Raw genomic sequence first — 12,442 nt, 5'->3', positions numbered from 1 at the left:
CCCGGCCGCCGCGCGGCGGCCGGGACTGGTTCTGAGTTCGAGTCGCCGGTTCTCTACAGGCCGGTATCCGTGGCCAGCTCGGTGCCGCCGGCCAGCAGCTGGATCTGTTCCTCGGTCGCGATCCCCTGGAAGGCCCACACGTCGTCGATCACGCCGGGCCAGTACTCGCTCCATGCGCCGTCCGCCTTGGTGCGGCCGAGCTGGAGCCCCTTGCCCGCGTTGAAGCCGATCACGTTGTGGCGCCAGGACACCGTGTCCTCGACCTGCTCCAACTCGCCGTTCACGTAGAGCCGCATCTCGTCCTGGAAGGCGTCGTACACGATCGCCACGTGGTCCCAGTCGAAGCCGGACTGGAAGGCCGAATGCTCGGCGGTCGGCCGGGCCGCGCCGGTCGCGTCCTTGTCCGGCATCTCGATCTGGTAGCCGCCCGCGTTGGCCGGGTCGGACGGGTCGGGCCGGTAGCGCAGGGTGAAGGCGCTGTTGACGGAGCCCTCCTGGCTGAAGACCGCCGCGGCCCTGGACGGACGCCCCGCGGTGGTCACCCAGCCGGCGATCGTGAAGCTCTCGTCGGTGCGGACGACCGGGACGGCGGTGGCGGCGTAGTCGCCGTCGCCGTCGAGCACCAGGCCGCCCGGCGGGGTGCCGACCCAGCCGGCTCCCTGGTCGATCCTGGCGTTGCCGTTCAGCGTGACGTGCCGTCCGGATGGGCCGTCGTCGGCGGCGATGGTCAGCGAGGCGCCGGAGGCCAGCGTCGCGATCTCCGAGTCGCTGATGATCTGGTCGTACAGCCGCACGTCGTCGATCTCGCCGGGGAAGAAGGACTTCAGCGTGCCGTACCAGCCGGCGCCGATCTGCACCGGGCCGGTGGCCTTCCACGGCGTGGTGAAGGCCGTCGTCGAGTTGAGCTTGCCGTTGACGTAGAGCCTGATCTGCTTGTTCGCCGCGTCGTACACGCCGGCCAGGTGGGTCCAGACGCCGCCCTCGGGCACGGCCGTGGACTGGGCCCGGGTGATCACGTCGTCGTCGTCGTCGTTGTTGTAGCGGTTGAAGATCCACCGGTCGTAGCTGGAGGAGTAGTACAGCTCGAAGCCGCTGCGCCGGGAGCCCGCCTGCGTCGCGATGATCGCGGCGTGGGTCGGTTTGGTCGCCGGGAGCTTCGCCCACGCCGCCACCGAGAAGCTCTTGGTGGTGTCGGGCAGGACCGGCCCTGTGGTCTTGAGATAGCCGGTGGTGCCGTCGAGGTGCACGGCCTTGCCGAACCGCCCGGCCGCGCCGAACGTGACGCCGCCCTGCGGACCGGCCGGGTAGGCGCCGCCCGCCTCCTCGGCGCGCGGGGCCCCGGCCGCCTCGTCCATCTTCCAGTAGGCCGTGGCGGCCCGTACGGCGGAGGCGGAGTCGTTCAGCTTCCAGCGCGCGGCCACCACCGGGTGCTGGGTGAACAGGTTGCCGACCTCCTCGGGCGTGACGATGCGGTCGAACAGCCGCACGTCGTCGATCTCGCCGGGGAAGAAGGCGTCGAGCTTGCCGTACCAGCCCGCGCCGATCTGCACCGGGCCGGTGGCGTTCCACGGGGTCGTGTAGGCCGTCGTCGCCTGGAGCCGGCCGTTGACGTACAGCGTGATGTTCTTGGCCACCGCGTCGTACACGCCGACCAGATGGGTCCATTCGCTGCCCTGCGGCGAGGCCGTGCCGATGGCCCGGGTGATCGTGCCGTCGGTCGTGTCGTTGTTGTAGCGGTTGAAGATCCACCGGTCGTAGCCGGAGGAGTAGTACAGCTCGAACCCGCTGCGGACGCTCCCGATCTGGGTCGCGATGATCCCGGCGTGGGTGGGCTTGGTCGCGGGGAGCCGTGCCCAGGCCGACACCGCGAAGCCGTTGCGCGTGTCGAGCACCGGCCCGGCGGTCCTGGCGTAGCCGGTGGTGCCGTTGGTCTGCATGGCGGTCTTCGAGACACCGTCCACCCCGAGCGTCACCCCGCCGTACACGGTCGCCGGGTACGCGCCCGAGGCGTCGGCCACCTGCGTGGAGTCGATCGGCTCGTCCAGCGCCCACTGGGCCTTCGCCGGGGAGCCCGCCTTCACACGGAACACGTAGCGCCCGATCTCGCTGGAGTTGCCGGCCGCGTCGAACGCCTTCACCGTGAGGTAGTTCGGCCCGGCGTGGTCGGGGGCGATGTCGATGGTCACCGCCCCGCCCGGACTGGACGGCTTGCGCTCGTTGGCCGAGGTGGGGTTGGAGTTGACGCCGAACCAGTACTTGACCACGTCGGCCGAGGACGACGCCGCGGTGAAACGGCCGTAGCGGCCCACGCCGTCATACCAGGGATCGGCCTCGTTCTCCGGGTCCGACTGCGGATACGCCGTCGACGACAGCGTGGGAGCCGCCGGCACGCTCTTGTCATAGGTGAAGTAGCACGCGGTGGCGTCGCCCGCGTAGCTCCACGGGCTGTACTGGTAGCCGTCCCAGGTGCGGACGTACCAGTTGATGGTCTTCTTCTCGGGAATCGAGGACGGCAGCGTGACCTGGAAGGTCGAGCCGGTGGTCTTCGGGCCGATCTTGCCCGACGACCACTTCTGCGCGCCGTCCCAGGTCGCGCCGAACTCGGCGTACACCTTCTTGGCGTCGGCGGAGTCGGGGTCGTACAGGACCGCCGAGACCGTCGGGGGCACGCGCACGGCGGGGGCGGGGGAGTAGACGCATTTGCCGCCGGGGTTCATCGACAGGTCCGACATCTTCGGCTGCGGCGGCGGCGTGTTGTAGTTGACCCGCAGGTAGGCGTCGTCGGCGAAGCGCTTCCAGCCGTAGGCGTCGGTCTCGTAACCCGCGCGCAGGCCGAACGTCGTGGTCGACCACTTGCCGGCCGAGGCGTCCTTGACGGCCTTCGTCGCGTCGAACTCGACGTCGCCCGCCGGACAACTGGACGACCAGCCCTTGGCCACGTCACGGGTGTCGAGGTGCTCCAGCCAGTTGTCCTTCGTGGAGTTCCACGTGGAGCTCTCGACGAACCCCTTCGTCCGCCACAGCTGCACCGTGCGGCCGTCGCAGGAGTACGACCAGGTCTCCTTGGCGACGAAATCGGCCGAGATGATGTACTTGCCGGCGTACGCGCTGGTCGGCATGCGGTAGAAGATGCGCTTGACGTCGGACGGCGCGCACTTGGAGTCGCCCGAGCACAGGCCCAGGCCCGAGTCGGCCTTGCCGCCGAACTTGTAGTACGACGTGCTGGGGTAGGTGCGCGACACGTACGCCCAGGCCGACGCCTTGACCGTCTTCCATACGGGGTCGATGTAGACGGGATAGCGGGTGTCGGGCGCGTCGAGCAGCGCCCGGTCGGGGGTGAGGGTGAGGTTCCCACCCTCCACGGTTGCGTTCAGACCGGCGACCTTCGAGGTGTCGGAGGGGCCGCGCTCCAGCGGGGCCGAGGTCGCTGCCTTCAGCGCGGGGGCGGGGGCGCCGGAGTCCCACATGACCGCCGCGGGCGCCTCGAACAGCGCCCCGCCGCCCGCGGCGTCGACCGCCTCGACGGCGCCGCCCTCCTTCGTCCGCACGCCGACGCCCGCGCCGCCCAGTCCGAGGGTGAGCCGGGCCAGCGCGTTGTTCGCGGCCGCCTCCCTGGTCTTGACCACGAGGGTGTGGGAGAAGCCGTCCACGTCGGCTCGTACGACGAGGTCCACGTCCTTCATGACGTCGTGGTAGACGGCTGAGTCCCCCCGCAGTTCGGGTTCCGGCAGGCCTCCGGGCCACTTCAGCGACATCTCGCGGCCGGCCCTGGCGACGCGGGCCAGCGGTGCGTCGCCGCCGCCGGACAGCGACAGCCCGACCGTGCTCGCGCGTGGCCCGATCGAACCGTCCGGCCGCCTGACCAGCGTGGTGTCGGGCGCGACCCAGCCGTCGCCCTGCCGCACGCGCACCGGACGCAGATGTTCGATGGTGGTGAAGGTGCCGTCGGGGTTGGCGTACGTCTCCCGGTCCTCGCCGCGTTTGGCCAGCACCTCGACCGGGCGGCCGGTCTCGCGGGCGGCCCGTCCGGCCGCCTCGTCGGTCGGCGCTCCCTCTTCCGGCGCCTGAGGATCGGCCTGGGCGGCGCGGGGGGCCGCGTACGCCGCGCTCCCGTCCTCGGCGGTTACGGTCAGGCCGGTCGCGAGGACCGCGGCCAGCACTGTAGAACCCAGCTTTCGGTACACGACGTCCGCCTCATTCTGGACAGGGTGGGACGAGAGCTAAGAACCGCGCGGAAAGTGCAAAAAACGTTTACTGATCATCAAGAGAACCGCTGGTGACATGTCTTGTCAAGATCTTGTCTGCACTGCCGTGGACGGTTACGATCCCGGGCCGTGAGTGGCGGGATGGAGGGTTCGGGCCGGTCCCGCGGCGGATTGCGGACTGTCCACGCGCCATGCGGTCCGGGTTCCGGCCACGGGCGCCGCGAGATAACGGGCGCCGGAGGGAGCGCCAGGGCGGATTTCGGCGGCGCCTCGTTCTCCGGCGCGTGCGAGCCCTGTGGTGGGACATATCGGTGCCGTGTGGATGCGTCGTATGCCCCGCGTGGGTCGTACGCTGGGCACGATCCACACCGCACCCCCACGGAGGCCGCGATCAACCGCCTTGTTCTCTGGAACATCGACCTCACGCTCGTCGACGTCGCCATCGTCACCCGCGACGCCTACGCGGACGCGTTCCGGATGGTGACAGGGCGGCCGCTGGTGAAACTCGCACCCGCGCTGGGCCGCCCCGACTCGGAGATCATCTTCGAGACCCTGGCCGTCAACGGCATCGCCGTCGAGGACCACCACCTGCCGAGGTTCCTCGACGCGCTGGCCGTCTCCTTCGCGGAGCGGCGCGACCGGCTGGCCAAGGACGGCCGCGCGATGCCCGGCGCCAAGGACGCGCTCAAGGCCGTGTCCCGCCTCGACGGCGTCGTGCAGTCGGTGCTCACCGGCACCATCAAGAGCAACGCCGTCCACAAGCTCAAGGCGTTCGGGCTGGACAAGTGGATCGACGTCGAGGTGGGCGGCTACGGCGAGGAGGTGTATCCCAAGGCCACCCTGCTGCAGGTGGCCCAGGGACGAGCCAAGGCCGGGTACGGCGCCGTCTTCACCGCCGGAAACACCGTCCTGATCGGCGACTCCACGCGGGACGTGCAGGCGGCGAAGATCGGCGGCGCGGTGATGATCGCCGTCGCCTCCGGCAGGTCCACGGCAGCCGAGTTGCACGAGGCGGGCGCCGACATCGTGCTGCCCGACCTGTCCAACCCCTCCGAGGTCGTCGCCGCCGTCGCCCGCCTCACCACCCCGGCCGACCGCGCGGCGCACTGAGCAGGCACTGAACAGGCGCTGATCAGGCGGGGGTCAGGGCCCGCGCGACCGTCAGGCTGTCCTCATAGATGTGGTAGCGGGTGACGAGCCCGTCTTCCACCGTGAGGTGGAGCGCGAACGGCGAGGCGTACGCGGCGCCGCCGTCGCGTACCGTCTGCGCGATCTCGCCGAGCACGACGGCGTCCGCCCCGTCCACCAGGATCCGCGCCACCGAGGTGCCGTTCAGTTCGGGCACGTGATGGGCCTCCAGCGACCGGAAGTGGTCGGCCACGTCGGCCCGGCTCGACCGGGACCGGATCCACGGCACCGCCGGATGCCCCTCGGCGGGCCAGCTGAGCCGCCAGTCGACCGGCTCGGCGAACAGCTCCGCCGTACGGTCGTGGTCGCCCTCGGCGAGCCGGCGCAGCAGTTCTTCCACGACTTCGCGGGTCTCATCACTCATGACGGAAAGCCTCCCCGGTCGGGCGCGGCGGGTCGATTACCGCACGGGTAATCACAGGGCCTTGAGGAAGCGGGCCGCGACGGGGGGAGCATCGGAGCGGCGGCGTGTACGTCTCACCCCGCATACGTCTCACCCCGTAGCGGAATCCGCGCCGGCGACTTCGCGCAGGACGTGCTCGCCCGGGGCACCTGACGAGCGCTTCACTCCGGCTCACCTGCGACTCCAACTAATCCGTTCGGCCGATTGCTTCCGCTGGAGAAGGGGTGGAAGAATTCATACAAGTTTTCGAATTCGATGAGGAGGTGCCATGGATCTGTTCGGCTCTGATCCTGGGCACCATCATGATTCGAACAGCGCCAACAGCGCCAACAACGGCGACCAGGCCAACAGCGGCAACAGGGGCAACGGCGGCAACAGCGCTAACGGGGGCACCGGCGGCGACGGCGAGTGGTGGGACCGGCTGACCGCCGGTTCGCCGTTGTGGTCGTCCGAGGGCTCGCTCGCCCGCGAGTACTTTCCGATCATCGACCCCGAGCCGGGGCAGCACGCGAGCCACACCGGCAGCAGGATCCCAGACAGTGAGGCCCCAGACGGTGAGGCCCCAGATGGTGGGGTCACAGACGGTGAGGCCACCAGCGACGGCGCGACCGGTGCCGGGAGGGCCGGGAGGGCCGGCAGTGCCGGTGATGGTGCCGGTCGGGGCAGGGGCCGGTCGTCGTGGGTGCTGGTGGGTTCTCTTCGGGAAACGGCGCAGGCGTTGGCGTTGGCGCCGCTTCCGGAGGATGTGGACGTCTGTCTGGGTGAGGCTGAGGAGTTGATGTTCGCGCGGGATCGGATCTCGTGTGCTCTTGCGGAGCGGGTGGGGCGGGTGCATCGGGCGGGGCAGGCCAGGCGGCATGGGCATGCCTCTACCCGTAGTTGGTTGCGTACGGCCGGGGGGATGAGTGGGGCGGGGGCGGGGCGCCTGCTGACTCTGGGGGTGGAGCTGGCCCGCTTGCCGGGGGTGCGGGAGGCGTTCGCGGCCGGGAGATTGTCCGCGGGGGTGGTGGAGGCGATCTGCACCGCCACCGCCAACCTGACTGATGAGCAGGCCGGGTTGGTTGAGCCGATTTTGCTGGAGTTGGCGGGCAGGGCGGGTCCGGCGGAGGTGGCCAAAGCCGGGCGTTATCTGCGTGCGGTGCTGGACCCGGATGGGGAGGAACGCGATGAGCAGGCCGATTACGGGCGGCGGTTTTTGAGGGTCCGCCCGGGCAAGGGGGGTGGGCTGGAGGGGGAGTTCTACCTGCCCCGTGAGGCGGCCGCCCGGTTGCGTGCGCTGTTGGATGCCTATGCCAAACCCAGGGCCGAGGGGGATGACCGTTCGTTGCAGGTCCGCCAGGCCGACGCGCTGATCGCGCTGCTGGAGCAGAAGATCGCCGCCGAGCTTCTGGTGCTGGTCAACGCCGAGTCCCTCCCCGCCGATCCCGAGGACGTCACTCCCGCCGACAGCACCCACGCCGACGACACCAGCGACCCCGACACCAGCGCCCCCGGCGACACCGGTGCCAGCGAGGACAGCGGTGCCAGCGACCCCCGCGACACGGAAAGCGCCGCCGACCCCTGCGACATCAAGGACCCGGGCGACACCGGTGCCAGCGAGGACAGCGGTGCCAGCGACCCCGAAGACACCAGTGCCAGCGACTCCCACGACACCGGTGACTGCACCCCCGAAGACACCGGTGACTGCGACCTCCGCGACACCGGAAGCGCCGACGACCCGGGCGGTGCCGGTGCAGAGGCCGGGGCCGGTGTGGCTGTGGACGCCGCTGCCGAGAGTGCCGACCTTGCTGCCACCGGCCCCTGCGGTGAGGAGGCCGGCGGCTTCGGGGCCGGTCAGCAGCGGGCCGGTGGGCGCGGGCCGCGCGACACCGCGAGTGCCGCCTCTGCCGAGGGCGGCGACACCGCACCCGTCAAGGGCGAGGACTGCGCCCGTGCCGAGGGGCAGAACCGGGCCCCCGCGACGGGGAACGACCGCGCCCTCGCGACAGGGGACGATGGCGCCCTTGCGACGGGGGACGACGGCGCCCTCGCCGAGGCGGAGGACAGCGTCGCCGGTGAGGCGGAAGCCACCGGCCCTGGGTGTCCTGACCCGACGGCCGACGCCGAGTTTCCCCGGGGCGGTGGCGCGCGTCCGCAGGCAGCGCCTCCGCAGGCAGCGCCTCCGCAGCCAGCGCCTCCGCATGCAGTGCAGCCGGATCCTCCTCCCGAGGACGCCGCTGTGCGTCACGCCCACGCCGGGCATCGGCCTGCGGGGGACTGCCGGCATGCGCAGGACACGCCTGAGGACCACGGCGACCTGCGCTGCGGGCACTGCCGCCATGAGCCGGGCCACCATGAGCCGGGCCGCGAGGGGCCGGGCCGCGAGGGGCCGTGCGGCGGCCAGGCGCGGTGCTCGTCCGCAGCGGCGGGAACACCGGGAACACCGGGAACACCGGGAACGCCACCTGAGCGGCCGACGGAGGCACTGTCGGCAGGGACGGCACTGGGGACGGCACAGGGAGCAGCGTCACAGGGGGCGGCACAGGGAGCAGCGTCACCAGGATCGGCACCAGGATCGGCATCGGAGACGGCGCCGGGATCGGCAGCGGGGGCGGCACGGGAGGCGCTGCTGGGGGCGGCGGGGACGCTGTCGGGGGCGTTGTTGGGGACGGTGCCGGGGTTGTTGTTGGCGACTGGGCAGGTGCTGCCGGTCTCCGGCGTGCACCGCCTGGCCCGCACCAGCGCCCTGGTGCGCCTGGTGATGGACGCCGACGGGCAGGTGCTGGACATGGGCCGCAAGGTCCGCCTGGCCACCCCGGCCCAGCGGCGGGCGATCTTCGCCCGCTACGCCACCTGCTGGATCGACGGCTGCCCGCTCCCGGCCACGATGTGCCAGATCGACCACGCCGACAACTGGAGCACCGGCGGTCTCACCGACCTGAAACTGCTCGGCCCCGCCTGCCAGTTCCACAACCGCGACCGCTACCGCCACCCCGGCCGCTACACCCGCCGAAAGGAAGGCACCGACCGCTGGGCCTTCACCTACCACCGACTCCCAGGAGCCCGGAGGCTATGAGGCTGACGCGAGGAATCACAGTGCTTTGAGGAAGCGGGCCGCGACGGGGGCGGCCACCTGCGCTCCGGTGCCGCCGCCCTCGACCACGACGGCGAAGGCCAGGTCGCCCTTGTAGCCGATGAACCACGAGTGCGTGGGCGGGTTCTCCCCGTTCTCGGCCGAGCCGTACTCGGCAGTGCCGGTCTTGCCGGCCGTGCCGTCGGGGAAGGAGACGCCGCTCGCGGTGCCCTCGCTGACCACGGCGGGCATGAGGCGGCGCAGCGCCGACACCACCGCGGGCTCCAGCGTGCGCGGGGAAGTGCCACCGTCCGGGACGAGCGAGGCCGGGACCAGCCGGGGCTGCCGCCAGGTGCCGGCGGCGATGGCGCCCGCGACCGCGGCCATGTTCAGCGGGCTGGCCAGGACGCGCCCCTGGCCGATGGCGGCGGACGCGAGGTCGGTGTCGTCACGCGGCGCGGGGAAGGCGGCGTCCACGGCCGGCACGCCGATCTTGATGCTGGCGCCGAAACCGAAGTCGGCGGCCACCTTGGACAGGCGGTCGGCGCCGAGGCGTCGCACCGCCATGTCGCCGAACGTCGTGTTGCACGAGTGGGCGAAGGCGTCGACGAAGGGCAGCGTGCCGTAGTCGTGGAATTCGGCGTTGTGGAACGGGAAGCCGCCGATCGTCTTCTCGGCCGGGCACTCGACGGTCTGGCCGGGCGTGACGCCACCGGCGACCAGGGCCGAGGCGGTCACGATCTTGAAGGTCGAGCCGGGTGGGTAGGCGCCGAGCAGGGCCCGGTTGTAGCCGCCCGGCTTGTTGACCACCGCGAGGACCTCGCCCGTGGACGGGCGCAGCGCGACGAGCGAGGCGGGCTTGTCCACACCCTCCAGAGCCTGCGCCCCCGCCCGGTGCACCCGCAGGTCGAGGGTCGTCCGCAGCGGCTTGCCCGGCTTCGCTCCGCCCTCGGCGAGCGTGGCGATCCTCGAGCCTGTCTGGGAGTCGACCAGGTCAGCCCGGGCGGAGGCGGTGCCGGTCAGACGGGGGCCGTACTGCTCCCGCAGCCCCTCCACGATCTGCTGTACGGAGCCGGGGACGTCCGGCGTGTCGATGCGGGTGCCGTCGGCGGCGGTGATCGGGGCGCGTTCGGCGGGCACGGTGGTGAGCTTGGCCCGAATGCCGTCGGTCAGCCGAGGGTGGACGGCCGTCGGGGTCCAGGCCACCTTCCAGGCGCGGTCGCGCTCGACCAGCCGCAGCCTCCCGTCGTACGCGATGGGCAGTGGGCCGGTCAGCCGGGCCCGGAACCGTACGGTGTCGTCCTGGACGCCGGTCACCTGGAATCGCTGCCCGGTGAGCTTCAGGTCGTCGTGGAAACGGCGGTAGGTGCTGTCGAAGCCGGCCGGCGGGTCGGCGACGAGCGTGCGCATCGCCGCGTAGTCCGAGCGCGACCAGGCCGCGAGGAAGTCCCGTGCGGTCTCCTCGGGTGAGCCCTTCGTGCGCAGCGCCCAGATGGCCGCCCCCGCGGCCACCACCGGCACGAGCACCGCCGCCGTGACATACGGCCAGCGCCTTCGCTCTCGCATGTGTCCCCCTTCGAGTCGAGTGCACGCCAAGAGCAGCAGACCGGCCGGGAGTATGTCCAATATGGATATCAACGCGCTTCATGTTCGATTCGGATATGCTCCCAGCTCGTGGACCTGGTCCGGCATCTCGGCTACTTCCTGGTTGTGACGGAAGAGCTGCATTTCGGGAACGCGGCCGCGCGGCTGGGGATGGCCCAGCCGCCGCTGAGCCAGCGCATCAGGCGTCTGGAGGAGGAGCTGGGTGTGCGCCTGTTCGAGCGGTCGAGCCGCCGGGTGGCGCTGACCGAGGCGGGACGGCTGCTGGTGCCCGAGGCCCGCGAGATCGTCGCCAGGGTCGAGCGGATGCGCGACCTCATGTCCGACCTGGCGCGCGGCGACGCGGCGGTCGTGCGGGCGGGCGTCCCCGCCGACCTCGGCGCCGCCGTGCTCGCCGCGCTCATCGCGGGGTTTCGCGACCGCCGCCCCGACGTACGGCTGTCGCTGACCGAGATGGGCACGGCCGCGCAGGTCGCGGCGTTGCTGGAGGGCAGGCTCGACGTCGGGCTGCTGCGCCATCCGGTCGCCGCGAACGGGCTCGCCTACGGGCCGGTGCTCGTCCGGCACCCGGGCGTCCTGCTGGCCGAGGGCGACGAGCTGACCGAATGGGCGACGGTGCACCTCGGCGACCTGGCCGGGCGAGACCTGGTGCTGTTCCCCCGGGACGCCGAGCCCGGCCTGTACGACGACACGCTGGCCTCCTGCCGCCGCGGCGGCTTCGTCCCCACCGAGATCATCTGCACGGAGCGCGCGGAGTTCGCCCTCGGTCTGGTCCTGTCGGGCACGGCCGTCGCGTTCGGCGTCCCCGCGGAGATGCCGGGCGTGGTGTGGCGTCCCCTCGCGGGTGCGCCCCTGGCCTGGCGCTGTTCCCCGGCCTGGCGCGCCGAGCCGGGGCCGTACGTGCGAGACTTCACCGCCGTGGCCGTACAGGTGCTGAAAGAGAGCGCCGGCATGACGGACGAAGGCGTGCCGCCCGCGCCGCGGGTGGCGCCGCGCCCGGCGACCGGGTTCCTCGCATGAACACCGGCATGAACACCGGCATGAACACCGGCATGAACACCGGCATGAACCCTGTGGAGCGGGTGTTCCGCAACGCTGGCGTCACCGGGTGGCTGCATGCCGTCGACATCGACGACGGACGAGAGGTGGGCCTGCGGGCCGACGAGCCGGTGGTGCTCGCGTCGGTCTTCAAGGTGCCCCTGCTGCTGGAACTGCACCGCCAGGCCGAGCGCGGGCTGCTCGACCTCACCGAACGCGTCCGGGTGCCGGCGGCGGACCGTACGGGCGGGGGCACCGGGCTGGCGGCGATGCTGGACGACGCCACGCTGTCGCTGCGCGACCTGGCGTACCTGATGATGGCGGTGAGCGACAACACCGCGGCCGACGTGCTGCTCGCCCGGGTGGGCCTGGAGGCGGTCAACACGCTGCTCGACGGCCTCGGGCTGGGGGCGACGCGGGTGGTGCAGGACTGCCGCGAGATGCTCACCAGCCTGTGGGTGGACGCGGGCGTGGCGGACCAGTCCGATGTGAGTCAGGCGTGCACCGACCCCGAGGTGGTGGCGCGGCTGCGTGCGCTCGACCCGATGAAGGGCAATCGGAGCACGCCGCGTGAGATGACCCGGCTGCTGGCCATGATCTGGCGCGACGAGGCGGCGGGAGAGGCCTCCTGCGCGGCGATCCGCCGCCTCATGGCCCTGCAGGTGTGGCCGCACCGGCTGGCCTCGGGTTTCCCGTTCGACGACGTCGCGGTGAGCGGCAAGACGGGCACGCTGCCCACGCTCCGCAACGAGGTCGGGGTGGTCGAGTATCCCGACGGCGGGCGCTACGCCGTGGCCGTGTTCACCCGGTCGCTCAGCACGGCGCAGAACCAGCCTCGGGCCGACGCCGCGATCGGAGCCGCCGCCCGGATGGCGATCGACCAGCTCAAAACCCACATATGACAGACCCTTTCTATGTGGGCGGGGAGGGTGACATGCGGCTCAAGCGTGGCAA

General features: G+C 71.6%; 7 protein-coding genes. 4 read left to right on the top strand and 3 right to left on the bottom strand.

Annotation, left to right across the window (positions count from 1 at the left end):
- Window positions 1-53: 53 nt before the first annotated feature.
- A complete protein-coding gene (locus ABZ857_RS00540; protein ID WP_357035159.1) occupies window positions 54-4,184 on the bottom strand; it encodes a LamG-like jellyroll fold domain-containing protein in 4,131 nt (1,376 codons plus the stop codon).
- A gap of 411 nt (window positions 4,185-4,595) precedes the next feature.
- Here ABZ857_RS00540 and ABZ857_RS00535 point away from each other — a divergent pair, with 411 nt between their 5' ends.
- Window positions 4,596-5,315 (top strand): haloacid dehalogenase-like hydrolase, encoded by a 720-nt coding sequence (locus ABZ857_RS00535; RefSeq protein ID WP_357036197.1) that lies wholly within the window; start codon window positions 4,596-4,598, stop codon window positions 5,313-5,315.
- A gap of 22 nt (window positions 5,316-5,337) precedes the next feature.
- Here the strand turns inward: ABZ857_RS00535 and ABZ857_RS00530 are convergent, their stop codons facing one another.
- Window positions 5,338-5,757: a nuclear transport factor 2 family protein gene (locus ABZ857_RS00530; protein WP_357035156.1), complete on the bottom strand. Its 420-nt coding sequence runs from the start codon at window positions 5,755-5,757 to the stop codon at window positions 5,338-5,340.
- A 307-nt stretch (window positions 5,758-6,064) separates the two neighbouring features.
- Here ABZ857_RS00530 and ABZ857_RS00525 point away from each other — a divergent pair, with 307 nt between their 5' ends.
- Window positions 6,065-8,851, top strand: a complete 2,787-nt coding sequence (locus ABZ857_RS00525; RefSeq protein ID WP_357035153.1) for a DUF222 domain-containing protein — start codon at window positions 6,065-6,067, stop codon at window positions 8,849-8,851.
- A 15-nt stretch (window positions 8,852-8,866) separates the two neighbouring features.
- Here ABZ857_RS00525 and ABZ857_RS00520 read toward each other — a convergent pair whose 3' ends face one another.
- Entirely contained in the window at window positions 8,867-10,414 is a 1,548-nt protein-coding gene (locus ABZ857_RS00520; protein ID WP_357035150.1) for a penicillin-binding transpeptidase domain-containing protein, read from the bottom strand.
- Window positions 10,415-10,522: 108 nt separating this feature from the next.
- Here ABZ857_RS00520 and ABZ857_RS00515 point away from each other — a divergent pair, with 108 nt between their 5' ends.
- Together ABZ857_RS00515 and ABZ857_RS00510 are read left to right on the top strand one after the other, a co-directional pair.
- Window positions 10,523-11,470: a LysR substrate-binding domain-containing protein gene (locus ABZ857_RS00515; RefSeq protein WP_357035147.1), complete on the top strand. Its 948-nt coding sequence runs from the start codon at window positions 10,523-10,525 to the stop codon at window positions 11,468-11,470.
- Window positions 11,467-12,390, top strand: a complete 924-nt coding sequence (locus tag ABZ857_RS00510) for a serine hydrolase (protein ID WP_357035144.1) — start codon at window positions 11,467-11,469, stop codon at window positions 12,388-12,390. The genes ABZ857_RS00515 and ABZ857_RS00510 overlap by 4 nt, the downstream gene beginning before the upstream one ends.
- The last annotated feature ends 52 nt before the right edge of the window (window positions 12,391-12,442 follow it).

Origin of the sequence: Microbispora sp. NPDC046933 (assembly GCF_040644635.1) — a bacterium.
In the GTDB taxonomy this organism is placed as follows: Bacteria; Actinomycetota; Actinomycetes; order Streptosporangiales; family Streptosporangiaceae; genus Microbispora.
Note: the sequence above shows the minus strand (reverse complement) of the source record. Positions and strands in the feature narration are given on the sequence as shown.